The sequence below is a fragment of the Mucilaginibacter sp. BGA-UO-ETr-C110 genome (assembly GCF_059567985.1).
In genome coordinates, this window is the sequence record NZ_JCAQPB010000002.1 from 2,436,021 (window position 1) to 2,462,606 (window position 26,586).

Consider the following 26,586-nt stretch of genomic DNA (forward strand, 5'->3'; position numbering starts at 1 on the left):
GGAATGGCTAAACAATTTCGGGGATTATTTATTTTAGCTTCATGAGTAAACGCGTTGCCGTAATGGATTTAGGTACCAATACCTTTCACCTGTTAATTGCCGAAGGCACAGTAAATAATTACCACGAGATTGCACATGACCAGGAGCCCGTAAAACTGGGCGAAGGCGGTATCAACAAAGGTTATATTTTACCCGAGGCATTTGCCCGCGGCATAAAAACCATGCAGCAATTTCAGCAGCAGATCAGTGCTAACGGAGTACAGCAGGTACGGGCTCTGGCTACATCGGCACTGCGCAGTGCGTCAAACGGTAAAGATTTTATTAACGAAGTAAAAGCAAAAACAGGCATCAGCATCGAGATCATTAACGGCGAACAGGAAGCCGGCTTTATTTATGATGGCGTAAAGATCAGCGGTTGCTTATCCACCCAAAACTCCCTCATTATGGATATCGGTGGTGGCAGCGTGGAATTTATCCTGGGCAATGCCGATCATATTATCTGGAAACAAAGTTTTGAAATTGGCGCGGCGCGACTGATGGATCTTTTCCACCGTACCGACCCTATCCCGCCCGCATCTATCGAGGCGCTGGATGTTTACCTGCAGGATAATCTCAGCGATCTGTTTGCAGCAGTCGACGGTCATGAACTGGATACCCTGATCGGTTCATCGGGTGTATTTGAATCATTCGCCGCAATCATCGAAACAGAAAAAGGCCATTCCTTTGATCTCAAAACCACCCCAACCTACAACTTTGATCATGAAGAACTCCTGATCGAAACCAATAAAATTGTGCAATCAACTCACCTGCAAAGGGCAGCTAATAAAAACATTATCCCCGTACGGGTAGACATGATCGTGGTGGCATCGCTTATTACCCGGTTCATTATACACAAACTGGCTATTCAAAAAGTATTGATGTGCACCAACTCCCTGAAAGAGGGCGTTTTGGCCGGGATGCTGGATTAAAAAATGTGTTTTATTTTATTCCAGGTTCTTTTGGTGAACGATGGGCGTTTAAATACAACCACATCCCCCAACAGGTATTGTCGCATCATAATATCACAGGTTTGAGTTGTAGACGTATTAACTGCTATTTCTTGCGTGCTATAGCCAACAAAACTAATATTTAATAGATCACCCAACTTGGCTCCATTTAAAGTAAACTGGCCATCGGCATTGGTTACTGTACTTATGTTTGCCCCCTTAATCTTCACCATTACAGCAGGCATAGGCTGATGATTTTCATCTGTAATTTGTCCGCTCACCTTTACATGCTTAGTGGTATCTGGTGGTGCGGCTACTTTGCCCAATAATATCTTGTTATGAGGCACTGGCTTAGTCTGTTGGGTAACCACCTCTGAGGGTTTGGTTTGTGCCACGGCTTTATAAAACATGGTTTGGCTTAATAAGCCAATGACCATTACCCATCTTCGCCAGCTGTTCGGCTGCAGATTTTCTATATCAAGCCGATTGTTAAGGCTACTCAGTTGCTCCCGATCAAACCTGCCACAAACATCGTGAGTTGTTGCCAGGTAATTAGTGATCTCCTGATTGGTCATTACCGTAAAATCGGTAACGGTTTTACAACATTGCTGGCAGTGCCTGCCCTGATCAACCGGGGTCATTTGCTGCCATGATTCGTGGCAGGCTTCGGGTATGCTGATACTTTGAATTGGTGTCATAGCATTTATTTTATACTATGATGCATTCATCAGCCGGTTTCCATAAAACAGATTAAATTATAATAAAACGCGAAATCTATAGGGTATTTTTGGCAGGGATGTTGGATTAATGAGTATTAGTAAAAACAATCCAACAAGACGAAAAGCCGATGAGCAGCACCAGTCCGGCGCTTAATAAAAACTCTTTGCGGTAAACAAAAATGGCCAGTATAAGGCATAGTACTACCTGTAACCCAATAAAAACGGCCTCTCCCAATATGATCAGTTCCTCATAAGCGAATACTCTGAAATAGATGGTGTACGCCACAAGCACCGCGAGGTTAATACCCACAACAATCATTTTACGATTAGGAGCTATGTCCTTTTCCTTTAATTCCTCCATATCATTAATGCATCTACCCTATACTCCCCAGAAGCCCCACACAGGTTGAAAAACCAATAACCAGCACCAATATACCTGACAGCAGCCATACCCAGCTCCTACTGCCAACAGCCATAATGATACAAACAAACACATGTATGGCTATGATAAATGCGTCGAAAAGACCGCCACCGTCAGTAGCTGTAAACCTGCTTAACAGCGTATATATGATCAAGGCCAGTATATTGTAGCCAACTATTTTCATACCGGCATTCTGGCGTTTAGGTTGATCTGGAGGTGGATTACTCCCCCCTGCTGCAGAATCTTTATCTATATTTTCTTCTTCTGTCATATTGCCATTTCATTTCTTAATTGTTCCAGGTACTCCCGTTTATCGTCCCGGTAAAAAATGTTCATGGTTTCAAAGGGGATGATCTGCATGTCCTTATTCACAATGTGTACGCATGATTTTTTGATGGCGCGCACATCAAAGTTCTGCGCGTCGATAAACTGCATAATAATCACCCTGAACAAATTATCATAGCTCAAACTTGGTGCGTCAATCTCCGGCAGGCAGCACAGCAGCGAATGTAAATGCTCCTTAGCCTTATCTACCGAGTTACCGGTACTGAACATATTGAGCAAATGCCCCTTCAAACGTTCGTCCTGTTCGTAAACGATGGTATTTTTGGAGTTATCCAGCAGATCGTCCGGGTTGATCATCCTGGTGAGCGGTATTACTTCGCCGCCGAGTTTCAGTGCGTAGCCCATCACCAGCGCATCTGGGTTGCAGGGTACTGGGATCAGATCGTTATGGTTAAATACCTTGGTTTGCTCCAATATGGCGCTGCGTACTTCGGTCAGGGTATAACGGTCGGTTTTTTCATTAAAGTTCTCCAGGCGGCCTGCCTGCTGTGTTGGCTGAAAGGTTACACCGCGTACGCAAGGTTGTTGCAGGGCGTATTCTATAATTTTACCTATCTCATCGGTATTCAATCCTTTTTGCAGGGTTACTACCAGGGTGGTCGATAGGTTATATTTGTTCAGGTGTTCAAGCGCTTTGAGCCTTACCTCGCGCAGGTCTTCACCACGGAGTTGCTCCAGCGCTTCTTTTTTGAACGAATCAAATTGCAGGTAAATTTCAAAATCGGGCATGTATGTTGCCAGGCGTTTTACAAATTGTTCGTCCTTAGCTATGCGGATGCCATTGGTATTCACCATCAGGTGTTTGATGGGTTTGGTTTTGGCAATATCCAATATCTCGAAAAACTGCGGGTGCACGGTAGGCTCGCCCCCGCTTATCTGCACCACATCGGGATTACCCTCATTAGCCACCACCACATCCAGCATCTGCTCAATCTCTTCCAATGTACGGTGCCGGCCATAACTTGGCGAGGACATGGCATAGCAGGTTGGGCAACTTAAATTACAACGGTCGGTAACTTCTATCACTGTAAGGCAGGAATGCTGCTCATGATCCTGGCAAAGGCCACAATCGTACGGACAACCATAATGGGTTTTGGTATTAAACTTCAGCGGCATTTCGCTGCGTTTGGCATAATTGCGGCAGTTTTTATAATAAGCTATATCTGTGGCTATCAATACCTTTTCAAAACCATGCTGACGGCAGTTTTTAAGCATGTACACCTTGTCGTCCTCAAAAACTATCTTGGCATCAACCCTGCGCAAACAGGTGGAGCAAATGCTCAGCGTAAAATCATAATAAATATACGGGCGTTCAGGCATGGTTTTTCAGGAGTTTGGTTGGATATAGAAATACTTTATAATAATACAAAATCCCGCCGATACAAACTAACTGAATTACCGATAAACCAAAGCTAAAGAAGTAGTCGGGTTTAATAAACTCCACCAGCAGCCTGAACAGCAGATAGCTTACCATAAATAATTTAAAACGGGCACCATCGGCAAAGGGGTATTTTTTTTCAACCAGCTGCAGTACGATCCAAAGCAGCAGCCAAAAAATGATCTCGTATAAATTGGTAGGGTGTCTGCGGATGCCGTCGCCAAAATTAATGGCCCAGGGCAGGTTGGAGGCAATGCCATAGGTACCATCCTCCAGTCCGGCCAGGAAACAGCCGGTACGTCCGATGACCATGGCCAGTATAAGCGGATACACCATCATATCGCCGGAGGATACGGTTACCCCTATTTGTTTTTTGGTAAGCTCCACGCCTATCAATCCGCCCAGCATACCGCCAACAATGGTTTTATTACCCATAAAATAAATCAACCCAAAGTGCGACAGTAACGTAGGGTTCTCCAATACACCCACCACATGCGAACCGATAAAAGCCCCGAATGCAGCGCCTATAAATATCAGTAGCCGGTTATGGTCGCTGATCTGGTCGACCGTGTGGCGGCGCAGATACACATAATACCGGTAACCCACAAAATAGCTCAGGGTTTCGCACACAAAATGTACGGGGATGGACGATGAATGACCTATGGGAATGTTGACAGGGAAGTGCAAGATGTGTAAATGTTATAGCAAGAGCAATGTACCAATTCGTGGTATCATTTTAAAACGCTCTTATGATTTTATTGTATTGAAACGACTCAGCCCGGCATCACGCTTAAACTTATCCCATCATGTCATTGCGAGCGCAGCGTGGCAATCTCATCATTAGTAGAGGAGCGCGAGGAGATTGCTTCGTCGTTCCTCCTCGCAATGACATGGAGAGGAAACATGCAGATCGGGTGAGTCTTCGGCACCTTTTTAAAACTCCCTCAAAAAATACCCCTATCCTTTGTATATTGTGGCCTTAAAATCCCTACATGAAATTAAAATTTACCGGCTTTGCCTTATTGGCCCTGCTTGCTGTTTCGGCACAGGCCCAGCAAAGAAAGATCAACCCTAACGATACCACTTCCAACTATAACCCTGCCGACGCATTTTCGCCGCAGTTTTATACCGATAAGGGTAATGACTTTCATTCGGCCAATGGTAATCCGGGGCCACGATACTGGCAAAACCGGGCTAATTATACACTGAACGTTAAACTGGATACCGCTGCCAAAACCATCGGCGGTACCGAAACTATCGATTATATCAACAACAGTCCAGATGCTTTGCCATTTCTATGGTTGCAACTGGATCAAAACACTTATAAAAAAGACGCCCGCTCTAACTTCGTGACCGGCTTTGCACCCAAACCGGCCGACCATACCGATGGCTACCAGATTGAATCTGTTGCCGTAGAAGAAGCCGGTGTAAGCAAAGAAGTAAAATACGTGATCACCGACACGCGTATGCAGATCCGCCTGCCTAAAGCCGTATTGCCTAATAAAGGCAGTATCCGCATCAAGATCAAATACCATTATACCATTCCTGGCGCTTTTGGCGGTCGTACCGATTATACCGATACCAAAAACGGCAAGATCTTTGAAATTGCCCAGTGGTTCCCGCGCATGTGCGTGTACGATGATAGCCGCGGCTGGGATACCCTGCCATTTTTGGGCAGCGGCGAATTTTACCTGGATTATGGCGATATCGACTACAGCGTAAACGTGCCCTGGGACATGATCGTGGCCGGCTCGGGCGAACTACAGAACCCCAAAGAAGTATTGACCGCCAAACAAATAGCGCGACTGGAAACCGCCCGTAACAGCGACAAAACCATCATGATCCGTGATCTGGCCGAGGTGAACGATCCGGCAAGTCGCCCGGTGCAAAAGGGTACACTTACCTGGCACTTTAAAATGCTCAATACCCGCGATGTGGCCTTTGGCGCATCCAAAGCTTTCATTTGGGATGCCGCAAGAGTGAACCTGCCCGAAGGCAAAAAATCCCTGGCCATGAGCGTTTACCCTGCCGAAAGCTATGGTAACGATGCCTGGGGTCGCGCTACTGAATACCTTAAAAAATCAATAGAATATTTTTCGGAGAAATGGTTTGTGTACCCATACCCTGTAGCTGTTAACGAAGCCGGTATTGCTGGCGGCATGGAATACCCGGGTATTGTGTTTGATGGTATTACCGATAAAGGATCGGTATTGTATTGGGTAACTGCACACGAGATCGGCCATAACTGGTTCCCGATGATCGTAGGATCTGACGAGCGCCGTTTTGGCTGGATGGATGAAGGTCTGAACACCTTCATTGACATCTACGCTTCTGACGCCTTTAACAAGGGCGAATTTGCCCCTAAGCGCGACAGTGAGTATGCCGAAAAAGGCGGTAACCCTGCCGATGAGATCATTCCCTTTATCACCGCTCCCGGATCGCCCAGTATCATGACCGCGGCCGATGGTCTTGCCGAAAAATACCGTCACCCCCTCACCTATTTTAAACCGGCATTTGGCCTGGTGTTGCTGCGCGAGCAGATCCTGGGGAAAGATAAGTTTGATTACGCTTTCCGCAATTACATCCATCAGTGGGCCTACAAACACCCGCAACCCGATGATTTTTTCCGCTCCATCGAAAATGGTGCAGGCGAAGATTTGAGCTGGTTTTGGAAAGGTTGGTTCTATAACAACTGGACGCTCGATCTGGCCCTGATTGATGCCAAACAGGTAAATAACAAAGGCGTCAACATCACCGTAGTGAACAAAGAAAAACTGCCGATGCCATTCACTATCGAAGTAAAATATAAAGATGGCAGCAAAAAACGCACCTACCTGCCGGTTGAAACCTGGCTGCAAAACAAACAGATCACCCTTACCCTACCCGGCACCCAGGAAGCCGAAAGCGTAACCCTTGATCCGGATAACGCCCTGCCCGATTTGAACAGGAATAATAATACTTTGAAAGTGAAATAGTGAGTAGTCAGTTTTGAGTGGTGAGTTTTAAATTTTAATGTCATCTCGAACGAGGTACGAGGAGAGATCTTATACATGAGATAAACTAACAGCTTAAAGACCTACTTGCGCTCGTTTGCAACGAGTGCTTATTGTGGAGCGGCGATTGCATCGCCCTTGCGTTTTAAACGCAAACTCATGTTAAGCACTCGTTGCAAACGAGCGCAGGGGGTGGGACAAACAAGCAGACCAGCCATAAAATCATGAGAATTCTTCTAACAAATTGGATTAATGTTTTAGGCGTATTTTTGGTCGTATTTGCATTATCTTTTGTATTGACTTTAACTGATACGAACCTACCTTATAATATATTTCAGTCAATAATTGCAGCCTTGTTCTTAGTTTGTGGATTTGGGATGATGTTTTGGGCGCTGTTTATAGTTTCGTTAGTTGTTTTAGACCTACTAATCATAATTCCAAACAGAAACAATCTTAAAAAGAGGTTACTAATAGAATGGCTTATTATAAGTAGCCCATTCACTTATTGGGCAATTAAATATCAGGAATGGATATTTATAATTGCTATAATAGCTTTTTTTATAACACAGCTATTGCGCGAAAAACGCATAAAAAAATTAAGTAAATAACGTGCGCAGTATAAAGAATGAAAATAATCTCCTCTACTTGCGCTCGTTTGCAACGAGCGCTTATTGTGGCTAGGCGATTGCATCGCCCTTGCGTTTTAAACGCAAACCCATTTTAAGCACTCGTTACAAACGAGCGCAAGGTTGACAGAAAGAGGGGATTTTTAGTTCCCTCCCCACGGGAGGGGTGCGGCTGCCAGAGCGATAGCAGGGAGGGGTTTATCTAACTGTTGTTTTCCTAGTACTTATTATAGAATGATAAAGAGAAGTGTATTCTGTTTCATTATATTTCTTACCTCATGCAGGTTTGCAGAGAAAGAAAAATATTTAATTTCTGCCAATTACACTGGTAACAAATACATCTTTAGCAATCTAAAAAACGGAACGCCCAGGCAATATGATGAAAAGGGCTACAGAATTTATTCGATCCCGGAATCTGGTATATTGATCACACAGTTTAAAGAAACATACGGTATAATCAACAAGGTATTCTTCTATAAGGCTAAGGATGGAAAGCAGATTGAATTGAAAGGCATTTACTTTCAGGATGATAAAACATCCTTAGATCACAATATGATCTATGCGTTTTATGGAAACGACATGACCATCAACTTCCCGAAATCCAAAGATGCTATCGGTATACAGATCATTACCATTTGTAAACCCCAGGATTTTAATAGTCTGAATGAAGAACCATTTATGAAAGAAATAATAGCCACTCATATCACGGCCGAAGACTTTACTTATCAAAAATTGATTAACATGCGGGCTAAGTGTAATATAAATCAGCGGGTAAAATAAGGCCCCCGCCGGTTCAAGCGTCCACGCTTGAACCCATGCTTAAGTAAGCGTCCACGCTTACAGTTATCAATAGTAAGCGTGGACGCTTACCTAAAACAATATCCAGGCGTGGACGCCTGGATAGGCGGAGGTTACAAACGAGCGCAAGGTTGGTTTACCTTCGTCGAAAAGCGGGGATTCTTTAGTTCCCTTCCAACGAGAGGGGTGCGGCTGCCGGAGCAGTAGCAGGGAGGGGTTTATCGAACTGTTGTTTTCCTAATACCCATTATAGAATGCTAAAGAGAAGTGTATTCTGTTTCATTGTATTTCTTACCTCATGCCAATTTGCAGAGAAAGAAAAATATTTAATTTCTGCCAATTACCCTGGTAACAAATACATCTTTAGCAATCTAAAAAATGGAACGCCCAGGCAATACGATGAAAAGGGCTACAGAATTTATTCGATCCCGGAATCTGGTATATTGATCACGAAGTTTAAGGAAACATATGGTATAATCAACAAAACATTCTTCTATAAGGCTAAAAATGGGAAACTAATTGAAATTACAGGCATCCCCTTTCAGGATGATAAAACATCCTTAGATCACAATATGATCTATGCGTTTTATGGAAACGGCATGACCATCAACTTCCCGAAATCCAAAGATACTATAGGTATACAGATCATTACCATTTGTAAACCCCAGGATTTTAATAGTCTAAATGAAGAACCATTTATGAAAGAAATAATAGCCACTCATATCACGGCCGAAGACTTTACTTATCAAAAATTGATTAACATGCGGGCTAAGTGTAATATAAATCAGCGAGTAAAATAAGCAACGATTGCAAAAGCCAACTCACCCGACCATCACTGCGCTTGGTCACCCTCTCTTTTCCTTCGGCGGAAAGAGGGGATTTTTTAGTTCCCTCCCCCACGGGAGGGGTGCGGCTGTAAGAGTGGTGGCAGGGAGGAGGTTATTGAACTGTTGTTTCCTGCTGCAAAGATTTCGCACCTATATCACCAAATCTTCCTCAAAATTTTCGTATATTGTATAAAATAACAGCCCGATTCTCCAATCCAAGAGAACCGGGCTGTTTAGTTAAGGATAAAAAGGCAACAAAAATAGGCCATTTTACATTCAGTTATTTGACAATCAATCATTTAATACTTTTTAAAGTTTCAAAAACACATCAAAACCGTGTTAAAATTTGTTAAAAAGTGTTAAAATCGATGGTTTTGAATGAATTTTGAGCCGTTTTCAGGTTGTTTTTGAGTCGAAAAGTGTTAAAATTAGAGGTTTAAAAAGGTTTCTTTTGAGTAAATTTATTTAAGAGGTTAAGGATCTTAAAAATTCTTTTCAAAAACAGCAAACTCATTAATTTGTCAATCTTACAATCCACATGAAACTATTCATCATCTAAAACTTTATCTTTGTTAAATGAACACAGCCGATCTGTTGCAACGCGCTTTGCGGTTTGAATTTTTAACCCAGGACGAAGGGGTTTACCTGTATAACAATGCCTCTACCGCCGATTTGATGTACACCGCCAACGAACTGCGTAAAAAACAGGTTCCGCATGGTAAGGTTACCTGGCAGATTGACCGTAATGTGAACACGACCAATGTTTGTATAGCCAATTGTAAGTTCTGTAACTTTTTCCGCAGGCCTGGCCATGAGGATAGTTACATCACTGATATTGAGACTTATAAAAAGAAGATCGAGGAAACTTTCCGCTATGGCGGCGATCAATTGTTGCTGCAGGGCGGTCATCACCCCGATCTGGGTCTTCAATTTTATACCGACTTATTCAGGGAATTGAAACAGCTGTATCCTAAGCTAAAACTGCATTCCTTAGGTCCGCCGGAGATCGCTCACGTAGCCAAACTGGAAGGTATGGCTCATATTGATGTACTGAGAGCCATGAAGGAAGCCGGCCTGGATTCATTGCCTGGAGCCGGTGCCGAGATACTGAACGATCGGGTTCGCCGCCTGATATCTAAAGGCAAATGCGGCGGTAAGGAGTGGCTGGATGTAATGCGTGCGGCCCATCAGCTTAACCTACCTACATCAGCTACCATGATGTTTGGGCACATTGAAACTATCGAAGAGCGTTTTGAACACCTGGTTTGGATCCGCGAGGTACAAGCCGAAAAACCAGAAGGTGCCCATGGTTTTGTGGCCTTTATCCCCTGGCCTTTCCAGGATGATGGCACATTATTACGTAAAGTACGTGGCATCACCAATAACGTAACCGGCGACGAATATATCCGCATGATAGCGCTGAGCCGTATTATGCTGCCTAATATCAAGAATATACAGGCCTCATGGCTTACCGTAGGTAAACAGGTGGCGCAGATCTGTTTACATGCCGGCGCCAACGACTTTGGATCTATCATGATCGAAGAAAATGTGGTATCTGCTGCGGGTGCGCCACACCGGTTTACAGCCAAAGGCATCCAGGATTCGATCAAAGAAGCTGGTTTTGAGCCACAACTGCGTACACAAAAATACGATTGGCGCGACGTTCCCGCCGAAATTGAAGAACAGGTTATAAATTATTAGTAGGCGGTTGGCAGTATTCAGTTTGCAGTTAGCAATTATAGTATATATCCCGCAAATTGATCACTGCAAACCGCAAACTGAATACTGCTAACTGCAAAACTGAACACTGCAAACTGAACAAATGGAGCATCATATAGAGGCATTAATTTTCGCGTCGGAACAGGGTATTCGTATGGAGGAGATCATGTACTGCCTTCAGGCTGCGTTTGAGCGCGATTTTACTACCGATGAAGTCAATGAAAGTTTAACCGCTATCAAAAACAAATACAGTGCTGATAGTCTGGCTATTGAGTTGGTCAAAATTAACAATGGGTACCAGTTTCTGACCAAAAAGCAATATCACCCGGTTATTAATTTGCTACAGTTACAGCGTTCCAAAAAAAGATTAAGTCAGGCCGCTTTAGAAACACTGGCCATTATTGCCTACAAGCAGCCGGTAACCAAAACTGATGTTGAACAGATACGCGGTGTAAATTGCGATTACTCGATTCAAAAATTGCTGGAAAAAGAACTGATTGCCATCATTGGGAAGTCAGAAGGCGTTGGAAAACCGATTTTATATGGCACCAGCAACATGTTTATGGACTATTTTGGCATAAATAGCATTGATGAATTACCTCAAATTAAGGATTTTACGACTAATACCGCAACCATAGGCGAACAAACAGAATAATTTTAAAAGATATTTTTAATAAAAATGATTTTAATTATTTTTACTACTGAATTAGCCGCCAGAAGTAAAAAAGTAACCTAAGGCCAATTTAAATTATATTGATAAAGTTTTACTAAAAAAATCCGTTACAATGGGAACGCCAAAAAAACCGAGCACTAAAAAGATCGACAACTCAGAAGACGAAAATGATGACGATGATGATCAATCGCTTACCCCGAAAAAGAAAAAGGTGATTGACGAGGATGAGGACGATTATGACCAACCCCTAGATGATGATTTGGGCAGAGGAGGGTACGAATCTTTTGACGACGACGACGACGACGACTTTTAATTTTTAAGATACAAATTTTAAAAAAGCATTCAGAGGCATGCCCTGGATGCTTTTTTTTATATTTGGCCGTCAGCAACATCCCTATGACTATTACAGAAGTAAAAGACACAAGCACAAAAAAAGCATTCTTAAACGTAGCCCGCATTATTTATAAAGATGATAAAACCTGGGTTTGTCCACTTGATAATGATATAGAGGCCGTATTTGATCCGGCAAAAAACAATTTTCATCAGGATGGAAAATGTACCCGCTGGATACTTACCGATGATAATAACCAGTTAATTGGTCGCGTTGCGGCATTTATCAATAACAAAAAAGCTTATCATTATGAACAGCCGACAGGCGGCATGGGCTTTTTTGAATGTATTGATAACCAGGATGCTGCCTTTTTACTATTTGATACCGCTAAAAAATGGCTACAGGATAACGGTATGCAAGCCATGGACGGCCCTATTAATTTTGGAGAGAACGATAATTTCTGGGGTTTACTGGTTGAGGGTTTTACCCATCCTTCATATGGGATGAATTATAATCCCCCCTACTATAAGGCTTTTTTTGAATCATATGGTTTTAAAACACTCTATGAGCAGATCACCAATCATTTAGATGTACACAAACCATTTTCAGAAAGATTTACCAAAATTGCCAATTGGGTGATCAAAAAAACAGGTTATGATTTCAGGCATTTCAAGGTAAAGGAAATGGAGAAATTTGCCGCCGATTTTATAGAGATATATAACGATGCTTGGCGTGATTTTGAAAATTTTGTTCCTATAACACACGCTACCATAGCCGAAAGTTTTGAGAAAATGAAACCCTTGATGGACGAAAAACTGATATGGTTTGCTTACATCGATGATGAACCAGCATCATTTATCATCATTTTGCCAGACGCTAATCAGATGCTCAAACCACTTAACGGAAAGTTAAATTTTATAGGCAAACTCAAATTTTTGTATTACCGGTGGAAGGGTGTATCCCGCATGCGAGCCATCGTAATGGGCACCAAACAAAAATTTCAGAAGCATGGTTTGGAGTCGGCCATATTTATCAAATTAAAGGAATATGTTTTACCCTTAAAGCAATATGACGAACTGGAATTATCCTGGGTTGGAGATTTTAATGAGAAAATGATTGCCATACACAGTGCAGTTGGGGCTACATTTGGCAAAAAGCATTTAACAATGCGTTACATTTTTTAACTAAGCCCGGCATTACACCGGGCCTTAAATTATGCAGTAGCTTTTGAATGTCTTAGTTCTTCAAATAGTTCAATCACCTTTTTTTGCAGATCGATAACTTCTGTTTCCCGATCCATCAACCGTTTATTAACGGTTTCAAGTTCATTAACAAATTTTTGATCCTGCTCGGCATCATTAAATGTAAGAAGCTGTACTACAGACATTTCGAATAAAGTTGCAATTTGTTCAAGCCTCGATAAATTGATGTCAGTTATTCCGGTTTCAATCTTCGAAAAGGCCGGAATAGAGATATCCAATCGTTTTGCAACATCTTCCTGGCTCCACCCTTTTTGATGACGTAACAGTCTGATTTTTTTCCCAAGTGTTTTCATGTGAGTTTAATAATAGTAATAGTTAGGTTTCGTGAAAGTTAATTACTTTGCAATAGTATTTATTATTACGCTAATTATCAACTAATTTGCATTTTTTTTTATTTATAAGTGAAACTTTTTCAAACAGTATTCGTTTAAGGCCATTTCGTCTCACAAAAGTGCATTCTTAACAATCATCAAATCAGCACATTAATTCTTAATTAAGTTATTATTTATCAGCACAACGTAATTTAACGTTAATATAATCAAAAATCCTTATCAATTAAAATATAAGTTCTACATTTGTACTGTAATATTTTTAATTACAGATGAACGGACAATTTCAGATAGCCATCCACATTCTCACCCTGCTTGATCACGCCAATGGTGAGCTTTTATCGTCTGAATATATCGCTGGCAGTATCAACATTAATCCGGCATTGGTACGTAAAGAGATACGTAACCTGCGCAATTACGGCTTGATTAACAGTAAAGAAGGAAAAACTGGTGGCTACAGCCTAGGGAAAGCTCCGCATAACATTGCCTTGGCTGATGTATATAAGGCTGTAAAAAGCCATCCGGCATTGGGCCACGCTAAAAACCTCCCCAACCCTGCTTGCGCTGTTGGCCGACAGATCAATCAGCACCTGGATGCTTTAGCGGCTGAAGTAGATACGGCCATCATCAGTAAATTAACAAAAATTACCCTGGCTGATTTCAGTCAAAAATTTAAATAATTTTTTTTAAACAAAACTGTAACAAATTTAATTACATATAAAAACAAAACCATTATGAAATTAGCACTGATAGGCGCCACCGGTAACGTAGGCAAAACCATTTTAAACGAGGCGTTATTACGCGGCTATGAAGTAACCGCTATTGCCCGCGATCCGCAAAAACTGGATATAACCAATGATAAACTAACACTAAAGGCCGTTGATATATTCAATATTGATGCCCTGGCAGAAGTACTTAAAGGTCATGACGCGGTAGTAAGCGCCTACAACTCCGGTTGGGCAAACCCCAACATTTATGATGATTTTATTGCTGGTTCTAAGGCTATTCAACAGGCGGTAAAACAATCAGGCGTTAAACGTTTGTTGGTTATCGGTGGAGCCGGAAGCCTGGAAATCACTCCCGGTGTTCAATTGGTTGATTCTCCAAACTTTCCTGCAGCCTACAAACCCGGCGCATCGGCAGCCCGTGATTATCTGAACATCATCCGTAAAGAAGAAGATCTGGACTGGACATTTTTAAGTCCGGCAATAAATATGCATCCCGATGCACATGGCGAACCCACCCGGAAATTCCGTTTAGGTACCGATCAGCCTGTTTTTAATGAAAAGGGAGAAAATAATATTCTTATTGAAGACCTTGCAGTAGCTGTTATTAACGAACTGGAAAACAATCAGTTTATAAAACGCAGGTTTACTTTAGGTTACTAATAATTCTTTTTTATCTGTCATCCTGGGTGCAACGAGGTATCAGCCGGTTCGCTAATAGATCCTTTACTACGTTCAGGATGACAAATTAAAAAGAATAAAAATCTATTTTACAAACTTGGCGGCTACCCAATCATTTGTTTTTTTATGGGTGATATATTTTAAGCCATGTTTCCGTGCCTCGTCGGTAATGATCTCCAAATCCGGCGATTCATAAAAACCGCTGAAATAAATTTCGCCTCCCGGCTTTAATACCTGGGCGTAGCGCTCCATTTGATCAAGCAGGATATTACGGTTTATATTGGCCAGGATAGTATCATACTGTTCATTGGGGATAGCTTCTTTTGAGCCACACAATGGGATGATATTGCTTACATGGTTAAGGGCCGAGTTTTCAATAGTGCTATCGTAGCATACCGGGTCATAATCAATAGCCGTAATTTCGGCAGCATTCAGTTTCGCGGCCATTATAGCGAGGATACCTGTACCACAACCCATATCCAGCACTTTTTTACCTGCAAAATCATTTTCCAATATCAACTCCAGCATCATAGATGTGGTTTGATGATGCCCTGTTCCAAAAGCCATCTTCGGATCGATCACGATCTCATAAGGAAACTCAGGCCTTGCCGGGTGAAAAGTAGCGCGTACATATATCTTATCCCCTATCTCTATCGGCTCAAAATTACTTTCCCATACTTCATTCCAGTTTTTTTGCGGAATCAGGGTTATTTCATAGCTAAAAGTGAACATTTCCTGATAGGGCAACAAGTGCTCCTTCAGTTGTTGTTCATCAAAATCGTCAGTAGGAATATATGCCTTGAAACCAAATTCCAGCTCTTCAAAAGTATCAAAACCAATCTCGCCCAAAGCGTTGATCAGCAGATCCTGCTGATAATCTTCGGTAGTGATGGTCGTAAAAAGTAATTCGTAATAGTTCATGATAGTTAATTGGATAAATGGTTATCCTGATGGGTCTTTATGCAGGACTTTCAATTTCTGCTGGTGTTACTGTTTTAACAAACTTACGCCGGTCGATCAAAAACAGGATCACAAAGGTAAAAACCCAGTAAAAAAGCTGGATCTCTGAAAGATACCACCAAAAGCTATAAAAAGGCGCTGTTCCTTCGGCCTGATCCCATATAATATAGCTGATGGAACCCGCGAAAGCAATGCAAACCACTGAGATACATATCCCGATTATTAAGCGCGCTTTAAAGCTTTTTACAGCATGGTTATCCCATAAGGGCACAACGATCAGGTATTGGGTTAAAACACCAACAGCCAGCAACAAAGGCCAGAAAAGATGAAAGTAAGCCATTAAGCTGTATAAATTACCGTCTCCAATCTCGATCAGTTTCATGGGATGAGTGGGCATATTATACTCCATTATCGCCCAGAAAATTCCGAAATCAATTAAAACCGGTAATAAAACTTTTAATAGCTTTCTCATTTAGATTTAAGTATGGAGATATGAGATTGAGATATCAAATTTCCTATTTTGATCTAACATTACATATTTATTTATGTTTGAGATCAAGACATTCGATTTCACGCTCCATACCCATATCTCACCCCCCTTTATCTAAATATTAATTGAATACTTTTACAATATCCACAAAATCACGCGATTTAAGAGAAGCGCCGCCTATCAAACCACCATCAATATCTGGTTGAGCAAACAATTCCGGCGCGTTTTTAGGGTTACAGCTACCGCCGTACAAAATAGTGGTATTATCAGCTACTTCCTGGTTGTATTGAGCAGCGATCTCCTTGCGGATAAAAGCATGAATTTCCTGCGCTTGTTCTGATGATGCTGTTACACCTGTACCGATAGCCCAAACAGGTTCGTAGGCAATAACCAATTTTGAAAATTGTGCGGCATCCAAATGAAATACACCTTCAACAAGTTGGCTTTTAATGATATCAAAATACTGATTGGCTTCGCGCTCTTGAAGGGTTTCACCAATACAAAATATCGGGCGCAGATCATTTGCTAATACGGTATCTGTTTTTTTAGCAAGCAATTCATTGTTTTCGCCAAAATACTGGCGGCGTTCTGAGTGACCAAGAATCACATAAGCTGCACCTATTGATTTGATCATTTTGGCAGATATTTCGCCGGTATAAGCTCCAGACTCGGCCTGATGAGCATTTTGAGCGCCTAAAGAAACTTTGTTATACCCTTTTGCCAATTGTACCAGGCTATGTAAGTGGATAAAAGGACTACAGATAACCGCTTCCTGTGTACCGGTTACTTCATCTTTTACCATGTTGATGATCTCAGAAAATACGCCTAAACCTTCGTTGTAGTCAAGATTCATTTTCCAGTTACCGGCAACAATTTTTTTTCTCATGATGGTGTTTTTTTGATTGTTTTATTGAGTTGAGTTGGAGAGTTTAAATTAAAAGACGCAAATATGCATCTTTACAAATATATCCTCTTAAAATATTCTGTATTCTTCGGTTAATTCAAATATTCGCTTCAATAGGTCTTGTTCAGTTTGATCAAACGTGCGGTGCTCACGGCGTTCAAAAACTTTCTGAGCGGTTTCGAGCATTTTATGGAGCATATAAACCTCAAAACCCGCTGCTCCCCCCCATGAAAAATCGGCTATGAAATTGTGCGGAAAACCCGCGCCAAAAACATTAGCCCCCACACCTACTACGCTACCCGTATTAAACATGGTATTGATACCGCATTTGGCATGGTCGGCCATGATTAAGCCGCAAAACTGTAACCCGGTTTTACGGAAACGTTGTGTGCTATAATCCCAGAGCTTAACCTCCGCATAGTTGTTTTTTAAATTGGAATTATTGGAATCGGCTCCAATATTGCACCACTCACCCAGTACTGAATTGCCCAGGTACCCCTCATGCCCTTTGGACGAATAACCCCAGATCACCGCATTGTTAATCTCGCCTCCTACACGCGAATATGGCCCTACCGTTGTGGCGCCGTAGATCTTTGTGCCCATTTTTATCTGTGAGTGTTCGCAAATGGCAAAAGCGCCGCGAATGTGAGTACCTTCCCAAACTTCAGTATCGTTTGATAAGTATATGGGTCCGTTGGTGGTATTAAATGTAGAACATTCGGCAACTGCACCTTCTTCAGCAAAAAAATCGTTACCAATAATGACGTTTGTGGCACTTATGGTAGCGCTTGTGCGACCTTTGGTAAGCAATTGAAAATCCTTTCGCAGTTCAATATCATTTTTCCGGAAAATATCTTCAGGATAACGGATAGCGACAAAAAGATTTGGGTAGTTGACAATATTGTCAAATTTGGCTTCCGGGTTGAAGTTAATCGCATCGGTTTGGTTTAACCTTACCGCCAGCAATTGCTCGTTATATTGAAGTACCTGGCCTGTTTGCAGCTTATCAACAGCCTCCAGCAGGTTTTCATCCGGACAAACAGCACCGTTTATAAATAAATTATCAGCTTCGATCTTAACAGGATACTTGGCCTGTAAATAATCAGCGGTATGAAAAGAATGATCTGTATTTAAATGCTTTGCCCATTTTTCGGCTATGGTTAATATACCTATCCGCAGATCGGCCACAGGCCGGGTATAAGTAAGGGGCAGTAGCGTTTGGCGTGCGTTATCGTCAAAAAAGATAATAGACATGGCACAAAAATAAAAAAGTCGCCCGATACATCGGGCGACTTGAAAATATTTAATTCAACAAGTAATTATTTCTTGTTGTAACGTGTGCGGAATTTATCAATACGACCTGCAGTATCAACCAGTTTCATTTTACCGGTGTAGAAAGGGTGCGAAGTGTGAGAAATTTCTAATTTCACTAATGGATACTCGTTACCGTCTTCCCATTTTACGGATTCACGGGTATCGATGCAAGATTTAGTTATGAAAGAATAGTCATTTGACATGTCTTTGAATACAACTAATCTATAGTTTGATGGATGCAGATCTTTTTTCATTATATATAAACTTATACCTTCTGTACTTTTTAAAAGAGGCGCAAATGTAATTTTTTTTTCGGAATTAACAAAATGGTATTTAAAATAGTGAGCCAGTTTGCAGTGAGCGGTTTGCATTTAAAAAAAGCTCCGTTCATATCTGCTTTAAAACTTATTGAAAGTGAGCATTTTACATTAGCACTTAAACTGCAAACTGATAACAGCCCAAGCTACTAAATACTTTGGCACAATTCAATCAATACCCCTCCTGCGCTTTTTGGATGCACAAAGCATACCAGTTTATTATCAGCACCCGGTTTTGGTTTATCGCTTAACAGTATAAAACCTTCATTTTTTAAACGCAGCATTTCGGCTTCAATATCATCCACCTCAAACGCAATATGGTGTATCCCTTCTCCTTTTTTTGCTATAAATTTAGCTATCGGGCTATCAGCATGTGTAGCCTGCAACAGCTCTATCTTATTGGGGCCGATTTTCAGAAAAGCGGTCTCTACACCCTCCTGTTCCACCAGTTCTGTTTTATAAACGCCTGTATTTAGTAGCTTTTCATATATATTCCCTGCTATTTTAATATCATTTACCGCAATACCTATATGCTCCACTTTGTTCATGTCCAAATATTGTAAATTAATGGTCAGGATTAATAATTTGCCGTTTATTTTGAATGAATTTAACTAAAAACTTGCGTATCTTTGTTCTTGTTAATATACTTAAGATATGAATATCCCAATTTATTTAGATAATAATGCAACAACTCCGATGGATCCTCGGGTCCTGGAAGCTATGTTACCTTATTTTAACGAAAAATTCGGTAATGCAGCAAGCCGTAACCATGCCTTTGGCTGGGTGGCTGAAGAGGGTGTTGATTATGCACGTGAGCAGGTGGCCAAATTAATTGGCGCATCAGACAAGGAGATTATTTTTACATCGGGCGCTACTGAATCAGATAACCTTGCTATTAAAGGTGTATTTGAAATGTATAAAGATAAAGGTAACCACATTATCACTACTGTTACAGAACATAAAGCTGTGCTTGATGCCTGCAAACACGTAGAAAAATTGGGAGGAAAGGTTACTTATCTTCCGGTAAAAGAAGACGGGTTAATTGATCTGGCAGAGTTGGAAAGTAACATGACCCCCGAAACCATCCTGGTATCGATCATGTATGGTAATAATGAGATCGGCGTAATACAGCCGGTTAAAGAAATTGCTGCTATTGCCCACAAACACGGTGCTTTGTTCATGACAGATGCTACCCAGGCTGTTGGTAAAATACCGGTTGATGTTAATGCTGATGGTATTGACCTGCTGGCTTTATCGGCACATAAAATATACGGCCCTAAAGGTGTTGGCGCTTTATACGTACGCCGTAAAGGCCCGCGTGTTAAAGTAACCGCTCAAATGGACGGTGGTGGCCACGAACGCGGTATGCGTTCAGGTACCTTGAACGTTCCCGGTATTGTTGGTTTAGGTAAAGCTTGTGAGCTTTGCGGTTTAGAAATGGAAAGCGAAGCAAAACGCCTTTCAGCTTTACGCGATAAATTGCAAAAAGAATTAACCGTGCTGGAAGAAAGCTATGTAAACGGTAACGTTGAACACCGCTTGCCACATGTAGCTAACATATCATTTAAATATGTAGAAGGTGAAGGTTTAATGATGGCTATGAAAGATCTTGCCGTATCATCAGGATCTGCCTGTACATCAGCATCACTGGAGCCATCATACGTACTGAAAAGCTTAGGCTTATCAGATGACCTGGCGCACTCGTCTATCCGTTTCGGTTTAGGCAGGTTTACAACCGAAGAAGAAGTTGATTACGCTATTGAAGTAACCAAAAAAGCGGTTACCCACCTGCGTGAACTATCACCACTTTGGGAAATGTTTAAAGAAGGTATCGACCTTAACTCTATTGAGTGGGCAGAACACTAATAAAAAGTTATACGTATTACGTTTAACGTGATACGTTTTGAAAATAAAATTAAACGTTAAAAACAACGTAGTACGTAAAACGTATTACGTATAACAACATAAAGAAATGGCATATTCAGATAAAGTAATCGATCACTATACTAACCCCCGCAATGTGGGCACTTTGGATAAAAGCAGTCACAAAGTAGGTACCGGTTTAGTAGGTGCACCTGAGTGCGGCGACGTAATGCGTTTGCAAATACAGGTTGATGATAACAATGTTATCACCGATGCAAAATTTAAAACTTTCGGATGCGGTTCGGCTATCGCTTCTTCATCATTAGCTACAGAGTGGCTAAAAGGCAAAAGCATTGACGATGCCATGAAGATCGATAACATGGATATCGTTGAAGAATTGGCATTGCCGCCGGTAAAAATTCACTGCTCAGTTTTGGCAGAGGATGCTATCAAAGCGGCAATCAATGATTTCCGCGTAAAAAACGGCTTAGCGCCAATTGCAAGCGAAAAAGTACATCATTAATTGGTAGCAAGTAGTTAGTATCAGGTATCACGATTTTTGGTATTGACTGACTAACTACTTGAAATAAAAAATGGTAAGGTATTTGCAGGACATCTGTCTTGATACACGATACTACTTACTTGATACTAAAAAGAATAAAATGGTAACAATAACTGAAAAAGCAAAAAGCAAAATAGATCACCTGATGCAGGATGGAGGACTTGATGCCTCTTACTTTCTGCGTGTTTCTGTTCAGGGTGGTGGCTGTTCAGGTTTATCTTATAATCTTGATTTTGATAATGAAGAGAAAAAAGGCGACCAGTTTTTTGAAGACCAGGGTATCCGTTTTGCGCTTGACATGAAATCATTCCTTTACCTTGCCGGTACAGAACTTGATTTTTCTGACGGACTTAACGGAAAAGGCTTTGCATTCAATAACCCTAACGCCAGTCGTACCTGCGGTTGCGGCGAAAGCTTCTCTGTATAATTTTAATATCCCACAATATTAAAAGAGGCCCCAAATGGGGCCTCTTTTGTTTTTACAGTCTTGTGCTTCGTTTTATATTCTTGATTAATATGTCATTGAGATCCGCCGAATGGCGGAGTGGCAATCGCATATTTTACAGAGAAGCATCCATTATTCGCGATTGCTTCGTCGTTCCTCCTCGCAATGACATGTTTCTGGGTTTAGCCGCCCATCAAAACATCGCGGCAGGCTCCACCTCATCCGGAATAGCTTGCTCCACGCTCCAGTGCTCTACTATTTTACTATGCTCAACCCTGAGTATTTCATAAAGGGCAAATGACTTATCCCCTCTTTTAAATTCTGATTGAACGGCTACAAAATCTCCTTCAGCAATAATGCGGTGTACTTTGATTTCCCGGTTGATATCTTCCCTTAAATAAGCATCAAGACTTTTGCCGCTATGAATTACCGCGGGATCATGCTCTATATAGTCCGATTTTATAACATCAGTAGTAGATACTTTTTGAATAACAGCCTTATAAAATTGCTCAACTATTTGTTTATTTTTAATAGCAGATGCGTTTTCGTCAATTTCAAAAGTGCCATTGGTGGCCGTGATGGCCATACCGGTTTGATCGGGCATCTGCTGTAACACATCCCAGTGTTCGGCCAGCATACCATCCTTTAGTTTAAACAGGTCGATAACCACCATACGTTTGCCCATAAACTCAATATCCAAATGTGTAACCACCAGGTCACCTTCCTGAATGGCCCTGATGATGGGTGATTTTACACCTACTGGTGGCGGAGGCAAGGTTTTCAGATAATTGATCACGTCTGTGATACCCGCTCTTCCCTGTTTAACTGTGGGATTATGCTGAATATAATCTTCACGTACAAATTCAGGGATCAATTCGGCCCGGCGCTGGCCAACAATTAATTTATAAAATGACAGTACTCTTTGTTTATTGGTTATAGAATCCATAATTGTATTTGCTTTGCCAGGCAAGCTCGTGCACATTAAAATGCAGAATATAGCCAATGCCTGTAGTTTGGTAATTTTCATTACTTGTAATAAAAAAATGATGTAAAATTAGTTCGTGCGAAACACTGACGTTAAAAGCTCAGCGTTTTTGATAACCTGTTTAGCAGGCCGGATTTTTGGCAATCCTGATTTGATATGTGGTAAAAGTAATTATGAACTAAAGGTAGGAATATTTTCTATATAGAGATAAAATGGGTGCAATTCAAATATGAGCAATTCCTTTGCTTTAAGTCGGTTAACATAAATCCATAATATTATGACAATTACAACATTCAACTACTTGATTATGAAATAATTAAACTAATGTTAACCATAAAATGTGTAAACCATGTAAACCCACTTTTTAACAGGCAAATCGCAGATTGGGCAAGTCTAAATATCCTGTGGGATGCCGAAATAAATTCGGCATGACATGCTGCATTTTTTTAACGGGATTTCCCTGCTTATTCCTCTGCCGGGGCGGCATAAAACCGGCCATCAAAATTAACCAGGAAAAGCTCGGTAGTAGCACGAGTCACGGCAGTATAAAACCAGCGCAGAAAATCCATATTGATCATTTCGTCGGTCACGTAACCCTGGTCAACAAATACTGCATCCCACTGCCCGCCCTGGGCCTTGTGGCAGGTAATGGCATAGGCAAATTTGATCTGTAGCGCATTATAGTAGGGGTTTTGCTTTAATTCATTATGCATGGCGCGTTTGTTGGCCATACCCTCATAATCCTTCATCACCTCCTCGTAAAACCGTTTCTGATCCGCCTGTGATAAAGCCGGGGAATCAGCATATAAGGTATCCAACAATACTTTACAATCCAGCACCGGGTCTTCGGCGTAATCAATGAACTCTATTTGCACATCAGCAAACCTGAAACCGTACATATCTTCTATCCTGCGCACCTTTCTGATGCGGGCAATATCACCATTGGCAATGAAATTGGTACTGCTTTCGTCCTGTTCCTGCAGCCAGAAGTAATTATTTTTCACCACCATGATCTGGTCGCCGCCGGTAAGCTCTTCCTCGCGGTATAATATCCGGTTCCTGATCTGCCCATTGTACAGATTGGCGTTTTTATTAGATCGGCAGATGATCAGCGTACGATCATAACCATATTTCCGGTAAGCGTACTCTAGCCCCTCAGAAAGTCGCTCACCCGTCATCCTGAACACATCTTTATATCCTTTGGTAATAACCTTTGGCGTGCTGATTTCTTTTACCCTGATAATATCACGTATGCGGGTGGCATTGTACAATATCCCGGAATTTTTCCCCTGGCGCAATACGTCGGTCAGTTCATAGCTAAACACGGTTAGCCCAAACTTATCTTTCATAAAGCCCGCATCGAGCGCAGGGCTGTTTTCAGAGCCTACAGGAGGCAATTGGGCCGTATCGCCCACTAATACCAACTTACAGTTTTTGGTGTTGTATACGTACTTTAACAGGTCGTACAGCAACGATGCGCGGTTGAAGCCTCCCGGCTCGTCAGATATCATAGATGCCTCGTCCACTATAAAAAGTGTATCGCTGGCCAGATTATCAGCTATAGCAAAGCCATCATCCAGATTCAAAGCAGATTTTTTTCGGTAGATGCGTTTATGTATGGTAAACGCCTTACGACCGGAATAATTCGTGATCACTTTGGCGGCACGCCCCGTTGGCGCCAGCAAAACGGCTTTATACTTATACTCGCGCAATGCTTTTACCAAAGCACCTAATACCGTGGTTTTACCTGTACCAGCATAACCTTTTAATATAAAACACTCATCGCCATCATCGCTCAACAAGAACTCATGTAAACGATTGAACAACTCCAACTGCTGCCCTGTGGGTTGATGTGGAAAGGCCTTGCGTATATGATCAATTTCAGTCACTTTACAAAAATGATGATAAGTTAATTACTTAACATCATTTTTATAAATTTGACCATGGAATTTGATGAAAATAAAGACGACGAAATAGAAGACAAATATTCCGAAGATGATTATGTAGATATATACTCTAAAAGGGCCATATTCTGGTTTGCTGTATTCAGCCCATTGTATGCGGGTATACTGCTCATCATCAATTTATGGGTAGCCGGATACAAGTGGGTAGTAAGCCAGGTGATCCTGTTTTTATTGCTTGGCTATTATCTTCCTTTGTCTTTTACCGCCAGGGCGCTAAATATTAAACCTGATCTGGAAGCACTCCGTAAACTTGCATCCGGCAGCACCCAGCTATCGTCCTTTAGCCAGATAATGCCTTTCTTTCAATTATTCTGTTTAACCCTGTTTTTCAACATTTTAGCGGGCATTGTTTTGACAAGATACTTTTTTAAGAAATATTTCCCTGATAACGATTACTATCCCAAATCTGTTTTATGGCCGGTTCTGATCTACATCTTGCTGGCACTGTTTTTGGGAGGCACTGGCTTTTAACTCAACCCTGCATTTATAATTACGGCATCTATAGTATTAGTATCTGCCAAAAAATACTACTTTTGTTAAACTGGCATGAGCGAATACAATTATAACTACCATGATGATAACTTTAGCCTTGATGAGGCCGAACGTTATAATTTATTGATACAGATTGATAAAGCTACATTTTCGTACGCGATCACCGATCAGGACAAACTGGTTGCCTGTGCAGATATGCATCCGCTGGATGAGTTAACTAATCCGCAGGAATTACTCGACCTTTTATCGGCCAAATACAAACAGGTAGTGGTAGGTTTGCCCGCTAATGGCTTTACCCTGGTTCCGCAAAGTTTGTTTAGCCCTGATCACGTTACCGATTTTGCCCGCTTTTTGGATGTCCAATCAGGCGAAAAAGTATCCGCTCAATCATTAGATAGCAGCAATACCATCATTTACAAAACCGACAACGCGATCATTAACGCGGCTGAAGAATTTGGCCTGCGGAACAGCGTGTTTTCATCAAAGGGCTGGATAACTGCCATTGCCCAAAGTAACCCTCCTGATCATGATCTGTACCTGAATTTAAATGGTTCACATGTCGAGATCGTAACCTTTAAAGGTGGGGCTTTACGTTTCTATAACCGCTTTGAATTTCAAAATAACGACGAGCTTATCTACTTTATAGCCCTCACAACCAATGAACTGGGCTTGCAACCTGCTGATGTGCATGTTTACATAAATGGTGATATTGACGCCGGCGATAAAAGCATCAGCCATTTAGCCGACTTTTTTGGCCAGGTACAGCTTAATCAACTGCAGATAGTACAGGTTCCGGCCGAAATACCTGCACACCAAATATTGTCACTCGCTGCTTTATCGTTATGCGCATCATCGGAGGCAGTTTAAAGGGGCTGCGACTTAACCCACCCAAAAATCTTCCGGTACGCCCTACAACTGATCTGGCTAAGGAAGCCTTGTTCAATATCCTGCAAAATCAAATCGAATTTGAGGACATCAAAGTGCTCGATCTGTTTAGCGGTACGGGTAACATCTCCATGGAATTTGCCTCCAGGGGCGCCACGCAGGTGATCTCTGTTGACCGCAGCATCCATTGCATAAACTATTTGAAAGACATTTCCCGCCAGCACAAGCTGGGGCAGATAAAGGCCTATAAAGAGGATGTTTTCAAGTACCTCCAAATGGAAACAGAGCAGTACGACCTCATTTTTGCCGACCCACCTTACGACCTTAACAGGATCCCCGAAATTTCAAAAATAGTTTTTGAACGCAACATCCTGGCACCTGATGGACTGCTGATCGTGGAGCACCAATCCATGCAAAATTTGAACAATCATCCTACTTTTGTGGAGCAACGAAAGTATGGTCATTCCTCCTTTTCATTTTTCAGACATCCTGCTGAGTAATGCCTCTAAAAACTTTTTAAACCTTTAATTTTAACACTTTTCTGTCCGAAAATGGGTTAAAAACAGTCAAAATTTCATTCAAAACCATCGAT

32 protein-coding genes are annotated in these 26,586 nt (G+C 41.6%); 18 read left to right on the forward strand and 14 right to left on the reverse strand.

Annotated elements, in window-relative coordinates:
• Positions 1 to 41 precede the first annotated feature (41 nt).
• Positions 42 to 968, forward strand: a complete 927-nt coding sequence (locus AC57BQ_RS10840) for a Ppx/GppA phosphatase family protein (RefSeq protein WP_496406296.1) — start codon at positions 42 to 44, stop codon at positions 966 to 968.
• On the opposite strand, the gene AC57BQ_RS10845 is transcribed toward AC57BQ_RS10840, so the two are convergent.
• The 5 genes from AC57BQ_RS10845 to AC57BQ_RS10865 all read right to left on the reverse strand — a co-directional run bounded on the left by AC57BQ_RS10845 (position 965) and on the right by AC57BQ_RS10865 (position 4,536).
• Positions 965 to 1,684, reverse strand: coding sequence for a carboxypeptidase-like regulatory domain-containing protein (locus AC57BQ_RS10845; RefSeq protein ID WP_496406297.1), 720 nt, complete (start codon positions 1,682 to 1,684; stop codon positions 965 to 967). The two genes, AC57BQ_RS10840 and AC57BQ_RS10845, sit on opposite strands and share 4 nt — an antisense overlap.
• Before the next feature lie 106 nt (positions 1,685 to 1,790).
• Complete coding sequence (locus AC57BQ_RS10850) at positions 1,791 to 2,066, reverse strand: hypothetical protein (RefSeq protein ID WP_496406298.1); 276 nt, start codon at positions 2,064 to 2,066, stop codon at positions 1,791 to 1,793.
• A 13-nt stretch (positions 2,067 to 2,079) separates the two neighbouring features.
• A complete protein-coding gene (locus tag AC57BQ_RS10855; protein ID WP_496406299.1) occupies positions 2,080 to 2,397 on the reverse strand; it encodes a hypothetical protein in 318 nt (105 codons plus the stop codon).
• Positions 2,394 to 3,791, reverse strand: coding sequence for a radical SAM protein (locus AC57BQ_RS10860; protein WP_496406300.1), 1,398 nt, complete (start codon positions 3,789 to 3,791; stop codon positions 2,394 to 2,396). The genes AC57BQ_RS10855 and AC57BQ_RS10860 overlap by 4 nt, the downstream gene beginning before the upstream one ends.
• Positions 3,784 to 4,536, reverse strand: a complete 753-nt coding sequence (locus tag AC57BQ_RS10865) for a prolipoprotein diacylglyceryl transferase (protein ID WP_496406301.1) — start codon at positions 4,534 to 4,536, stop codon at positions 3,784 to 3,786. Before AC57BQ_RS10865 ends, AC57BQ_RS10860 begins: the two co-directional genes overlap by 8 nt.
• A 305-nt stretch (positions 4,537 to 4,841) precedes the next feature.
• Here AC57BQ_RS10865 and AC57BQ_RS10870 point away from each other — a divergent pair, with 305 nt between their 5' ends.
• From AC57BQ_RS10870 to AC57BQ_RS10905, 8 genes are all read left to right on the forward strand, one after another.
• A complete protein-coding gene (locus AC57BQ_RS10870; protein WP_496406302.1) occupies positions 4,842 to 6,824 on the forward strand; it encodes a M1 family metallopeptidase in 1,983 nt (660 codons plus the stop codon).
• 242 nt (positions 6,825 to 7,066) lie between these two features.
• Positions 7,067 to 7,450 (forward strand): hypothetical protein, encoded by a 384-nt coding sequence (locus AC57BQ_RS10875; RefSeq protein WP_496406303.1) that lies wholly within the window; start codon positions 7,067 to 7,069, stop codon positions 7,448 to 7,450.
• 252 nt (positions 7,451 to 7,702) lie between these two features.
• The gene (locus AC57BQ_RS10880; protein ID WP_496406304.1) at positions 7,703 to 8,248 is read left to right on the forward strand and encodes a DUF6843 domain-containing protein; all 546 of its coding nucleotides are present in this window, start codon (positions 7,703 to 7,705) and stop codon (positions 8,246 to 8,248) included.
• A gap of 272 nt (positions 8,249 to 8,520) precedes the next feature.
• Positions 8,521 to 9,066, forward strand: a complete 546-nt coding sequence (locus AC57BQ_RS10885) for a DUF6843 domain-containing protein (RefSeq protein WP_496406305.1) — start codon at positions 8,521 to 8,523, stop codon at positions 9,064 to 9,066.
• 603 nt (positions 9,067 to 9,669) lie between these two features.
• A complete protein-coding gene (gene mqnC / locus AC57BQ_RS10890; RefSeq protein ID WP_496406306.1) occupies positions 9,670 to 10,794 on the forward strand; it encodes a cyclic dehypoxanthinyl futalosine synthase in 1,125 nt (374 codons plus the stop codon).
• Between the two features lie 121 nt (positions 10,795 to 10,915).
• On the forward strand, positions 10,916 to 11,467 hold the full coding sequence (gene scpB, locus AC57BQ_RS10895) for an SMC-Scp complex subunit ScpB (protein WP_496406307.1): 552 nt from the start codon (positions 10,916 to 10,918) through the stop codon (positions 11,465 to 11,467).
• Between the two features lie 130 nt (positions 11,468 to 11,597).
• Positions 11,598 to 11,798, forward strand: coding sequence for a hypothetical protein (locus AC57BQ_RS10900; protein WP_090468302.1), 201 nt, complete (start codon positions 11,598 to 11,600; stop codon positions 11,796 to 11,798).
• Positions 11,799 to 11,881: 83 nt separating this feature from the next.
• Positions 11,882 to 13,000, forward strand: a complete 1,119-nt coding sequence (locus tag AC57BQ_RS10905) for a GNAT family N-acetyltransferase (RefSeq protein ID WP_496406308.1) — start codon at positions 11,882 to 11,884, stop codon at positions 12,998 to 13,000.
• 29 nt (positions 13,001 to 13,029) lie between these two features.
• Here AC57BQ_RS10905 and AC57BQ_RS10910 read toward each other — a convergent pair whose 3' ends face one another.
• Positions 13,030 to 13,371 (reverse strand): helix-turn-helix domain-containing protein, encoded by a 342-nt coding sequence (locus AC57BQ_RS10910; RefSeq protein WP_076378169.1) that lies wholly within the window; start codon positions 13,369 to 13,371, stop codon positions 13,030 to 13,032.
• A gap of 308 nt (positions 13,372 to 13,679) precedes the next feature.
• Here AC57BQ_RS10910 and AC57BQ_RS10915 point away from each other — a divergent pair, with 308 nt between their 5' ends.
• Both AC57BQ_RS10915 and AC57BQ_RS10920 read left to right on the forward strand, forming a co-directional pair.
• The gene (locus AC57BQ_RS10915) at positions 13,680 to 14,087 is read left to right on the forward strand and encodes an Rrf2 family transcriptional regulator (protein WP_496406309.1); all 408 of its coding nucleotides are present in this window, start codon (positions 13,680 to 13,682) and stop codon (positions 14,085 to 14,087) included.
• Between the two features lie 54 nt (positions 14,088 to 14,141).
• The gene (locus AC57BQ_RS10920; RefSeq protein WP_496406310.1) at positions 14,142 to 14,795 is read left to right on the forward strand and encodes an NAD(P)-dependent oxidoreductase; all 654 of its coding nucleotides are present in this window, start codon (positions 14,142 to 14,144) and stop codon (positions 14,793 to 14,795) included.
• A 102-nt stretch (positions 14,796 to 14,897) separates the two neighbouring features.
• On the opposite strand, the gene prmA is transcribed toward AC57BQ_RS10920, so the two are convergent.
• From prmA to AC57BQ_RS10945, 5 genes are all read right to left on the reverse strand, one after another.
• Positions 14,898 to 15,734 (reverse strand): 50S ribosomal protein L11 methyltransferase, encoded by an 837-nt coding sequence (gene prmA, locus AC57BQ_RS10925; RefSeq protein WP_496406311.1) that lies wholly within the window; start codon positions 15,732 to 15,734, stop codon positions 14,898 to 14,900.
• Positions 15,735 to 15,771: 37 nt separating this feature from the next.
• Positions 15,772 to 16,245 (reverse strand): hypothetical protein, encoded by a 474-nt coding sequence (locus AC57BQ_RS10930; protein ID WP_496406312.1) that lies wholly within the window; start codon positions 16,243 to 16,245, stop codon positions 15,772 to 15,774.
• A 139-nt stretch (positions 16,246 to 16,384) separates the two neighbouring features.
• Positions 16,385 to 17,149: a triose-phosphate isomerase gene (gene tpiA, locus AC57BQ_RS10935; protein ID WP_496406313.1), complete on the reverse strand. Its 765-nt coding sequence runs from the start codon at positions 17,147 to 17,149 to the stop codon at positions 16,385 to 16,387.
• Positions 17,150 to 17,236: 87 nt separating this feature from the next.
• Entirely contained in the window at positions 17,237 to 18,421 is a 1,185-nt protein-coding gene (locus tag AC57BQ_RS10940; protein ID WP_496406314.1) for a GlmU family protein, read from the reverse strand.
• A gap of 65 nt (positions 18,422 to 18,486) precedes the next feature.
• A complete protein-coding gene (locus tag AC57BQ_RS10945) occupies positions 18,487 to 18,735 on the reverse strand; it encodes a type B 50S ribosomal protein L31 (protein ID WP_076378181.1) in 249 nt (82 codons plus the stop codon).
• Positions 18,736 to 18,807: 72 nt separating this feature from the next.
• Between AC57BQ_RS10945 and AC57BQ_RS10950 the strand changes: the two genes are divergently transcribed.
• Positions 18,808 to 18,951, forward strand: coding sequence for a hypothetical protein (locus AC57BQ_RS10950; protein WP_496406315.1), 144 nt, complete (start codon positions 18,808 to 18,810; stop codon positions 18,949 to 18,951).
• Here the strand turns inward: AC57BQ_RS10950 and mce are convergent.
• Complete coding sequence (gene mce, locus AC57BQ_RS10955; RefSeq protein WP_496406316.1) at positions 18,948 to 19,346, reverse strand: methylmalonyl-CoA epimerase; 399 nt, start codon at positions 19,344 to 19,346, stop codon at positions 18,948 to 18,950. The two genes, AC57BQ_RS10950 and mce, sit on opposite strands and share 4 nt — an antisense overlap.
• 106 nt (positions 19,347 to 19,452) lie before the next feature.
• Here mce and AC57BQ_RS10960 point away from each other — a divergent pair, with 106 nt between their 5' ends.
• From AC57BQ_RS10960 to AC57BQ_RS10970, 3 genes are all read left to right on the forward strand, one after another.
• A complete protein-coding gene (locus AC57BQ_RS10960; RefSeq protein WP_496406317.1) occupies positions 19,453 to 20,664 on the forward strand; it encodes an IscS subfamily cysteine desulfurase in 1,212 nt (403 codons plus the stop codon).
• 106 nt (positions 20,665 to 20,770) lie between these two features.
• Entirely contained in the window at positions 20,771 to 21,184 is a 414-nt protein-coding gene (gene iscU / locus AC57BQ_RS10965; RefSeq protein ID WP_090468322.1) for a Fe-S cluster assembly scaffold IscU, read from the forward strand.
• Between the two features lie 139 nt (positions 21,185 to 21,323).
• A complete protein-coding gene (locus tag AC57BQ_RS10970; RefSeq protein WP_076378187.1) occupies positions 21,324 to 21,650 on the forward strand; it encodes a HesB/IscA family protein in 327 nt (108 codons plus the stop codon).
• 211 nt (positions 21,651 to 21,861) lie between these two features.
• Here the strand turns inward: AC57BQ_RS10970 and AC57BQ_RS10975 are convergent, their stop codons facing one another.
• Entirely contained in the window at positions 21,862 to 22,695 is an 834-nt protein-coding gene (locus AC57BQ_RS10975) for a nuclear transport factor 2 family protein (RefSeq protein ID WP_496406318.1), read from the reverse strand.
• A 422-nt stretch (positions 22,696 to 23,117) separates the two neighbouring features.
• A complete protein-coding gene (locus AC57BQ_RS10980; protein ID WP_496406319.1) occupies positions 23,118 to 24,542 on the reverse strand; it encodes an ATP-dependent DNA helicase in 1,425 nt (474 codons plus the stop codon).
• A 54-nt stretch (positions 24,543 to 24,596) separates the two neighbouring features.
• On the opposite strand from AC57BQ_RS10980, the gene AC57BQ_RS10985 reads away from it, so the two are divergent.
• From AC57BQ_RS10985 to rsmD, 3 genes are all read left to right on the forward strand, one after another.
• The gene (locus tag AC57BQ_RS10985) at positions 24,597 to 25,088 is read left to right on the forward strand and encodes a hypothetical protein (RefSeq protein WP_496406320.1); all 492 of its coding nucleotides are present in this window, start codon (positions 24,597 to 24,599) and stop codon (positions 25,086 to 25,088) included.
• Between the two features lie 75 nt (positions 25,089 to 25,163).
• Positions 25,164 to 25,976 carry a DUF3822 family protein gene (locus AC57BQ_RS10990; RefSeq protein ID WP_496406321.1) on the forward strand — a complete coding sequence of 271 codons (813 nt, stop codon included), beginning with the start codon at positions 25,164 to 25,166 and terminating at the stop codon, positions 25,974 to 25,976.
• The gene (gene rsmD / locus AC57BQ_RS10995; protein ID WP_496406322.1) at positions 25,952 to 26,494 is read left to right on the forward strand and encodes a 16S rRNA (guanine(966)-N(2))-methyltransferase RsmD; all 543 of its coding nucleotides are present in this window, start codon (positions 25,952 to 25,954) and stop codon (positions 26,492 to 26,494) included. Before AC57BQ_RS10990 ends, rsmD begins: the two co-directional genes overlap by 25 nt.
• Positions 26,495 to 26,586: the final 92 nt, after the last annotated feature.

Coding starts and splice junctions, on each gene's coding strand:
- AC57BQ_RS10840 (WP_496406296.1), top strand. CDS start 42: ATGAGTAAACGCGTTGCCGTAATGGATTTAGGTACCAATACCTTTCAC.
- AC57BQ_RS10845 (WP_496406297.1), bottom strand. CDS start 1,684: ATGACACCAATTCAAAGTATCAGCATACCCGAAGCCTGCCACGAATCA.
- AC57BQ_RS10850 (WP_496406298.1), bottom strand. CDS start 2,066: ATGGAGGAATTAAAGGAAAAGGACATAGCTCCTAATCGTAAAATGATT.
- AC57BQ_RS10855 (WP_496406299.1), bottom strand. CDS start 2,397: ATGACAGAAGAAGAAAATATAGATAAAGATTCTGCAGCAGGGGGGAGT.
- AC57BQ_RS10860 (WP_496406300.1), bottom strand. CDS start 3,791: ATGCCTGAACGCCCGTATATTTATTATGATTTTACGCTGAGCATTTGC.
- AC57BQ_RS10870 (WP_496406302.1), top strand. CDS start 4,842: ATGAAATTAAAATTTACCGGCTTTGCCTTATTGGCCCTGCTTGCTGTT.
- AC57BQ_RS10875 (WP_496406303.1), top strand. CDS start 7,067: ATGAGAATTCTTCTAACAAATTGGATTAATGTTTTAGGCGTATTTTTG.
- AC57BQ_RS10880 (WP_496406304.1), top strand. CDS start 7,703: ATGATAAAGAGAAGTGTATTCTGTTTCATTATATTTCTTACCTCATGC.
- AC57BQ_RS10885 (WP_496406305.1), top strand. CDS start 8,521: ATGCTAAAGAGAAGTGTATTCTGTTTCATTGTATTTCTTACCTCATGC.
- mqnC (WP_496406306.1), top strand. CDS start 9,670: ATGAACACAGCCGATCTGTTGCAACGCGCTTTGCGGTTTGAATTTTTA.
- scpB (WP_496406307.1), top strand. CDS start 10,916: ATGGAGCATCATATAGAGGCATTAATTTTCGCGTCGGAACAGGGTATT.
- AC57BQ_RS10900 (WP_090468302.1), top strand. CDS start 11,598: ATGGGAACGCCAAAAAAACCGAGCACTAAAAAGATCGACAACTCAGAA.
- AC57BQ_RS10905 (WP_496406308.1), top strand. CDS start 11,882: ATGACTATTACAGAAGTAAAAGACACAAGCACAAAAAAAGCATTCTTA.
- AC57BQ_RS10910 (WP_076378169.1), bottom strand. CDS start 13,371: ATGAAAACACTTGGGAAAAAAATCAGACTGTTACGTCATCAAAAAGGG.
- AC57BQ_RS10915 (WP_496406309.1), top strand. CDS start 13,680: ATGAACGGACAATTTCAGATAGCCATCCACATTCTCACCCTGCTTGAT.
- AC57BQ_RS10920 (WP_496406310.1), top strand. CDS start 14,142: ATGAAATTAGCACTGATAGGCGCCACCGGTAACGTAGGCAAAACCATT.
- prmA (WP_496406311.1), bottom strand. CDS start 15,734: ATGAACTATTACGAATTACTTTTTACGACCATCACTACCGAAGATTAT.
- AC57BQ_RS10930 (WP_496406312.1), bottom strand. CDS start 16,245: ATGAGAAAGCTATTAAAAGTTTTATTACCGGTTTTAATTGATTTCGGA.
- tpiA (WP_496406313.1), bottom strand. CDS start 17,149: ATGAGAAAAAAAATTGTTGCCGGTAACTGGAAAATGAATCTTGACTAC.
- AC57BQ_RS10940 (WP_496406314.1), bottom strand. CDS start 18,421: ATGTCTATTATCTTTTTTGACGATAACGCACGCCAAACGCTACTGCCC.
- AC57BQ_RS10945 (WP_076378181.1), bottom strand. CDS start 18,735: ATGAAAAAAGATCTGCATCCATCAAACTATAGATTAGTTGTATTCAAA.
- AC57BQ_RS10950 (WP_496406315.1), top strand. CDS start 18,808: ATGGTATTTAAAATAGTGAGCCAGTTTGCAGTGAGCGGTTTGCATTTA.
- mce (WP_496406316.1), bottom strand. CDS start 19,346: ATGAACAAAGTGGAGCATATAGGTATTGCGGTAAATGATATTAAAATA.
- AC57BQ_RS10960 (WP_496406317.1), top strand. CDS start 19,453: ATGAATATCCCAATTTATTTAGATAATAATGCAACAACTCCGATGGAT.
- iscU (WP_090468322.1), top strand. CDS start 20,771: ATGGCATATTCAGATAAAGTAATCGATCACTATACTAACCCCCGCAAT.
- AC57BQ_RS10970 (WP_076378187.1), top strand. CDS start 21,324: ATGGTAACAATAACTGAAAAAGCAAAAAGCAAAATAGATCACCTGATG.
- AC57BQ_RS10975 (WP_496406318.1), bottom strand. CDS start 22,695: ATGAAAATTACCAAACTACAGGCATTGGCTATATTCTGCATTTTAATG.
- AC57BQ_RS10985 (WP_496406320.1), top strand. CDS start 24,597: ATGGAATTTGATGAAAATAAAGACGACGAAATAGAAGACAAATATTCC.
- AC57BQ_RS10990 (WP_496406321.1), top strand. CDS start 25,164: ATGAGCGAATACAATTATAACTACCATGATGATAACTTTAGCCTTGAT.
- rsmD (WP_496406322.1), top strand. CDS start 25,952: ATGCGCATCATCGGAGGCAGTTTAAAGGGGCTGCGACTTAACCCACCC.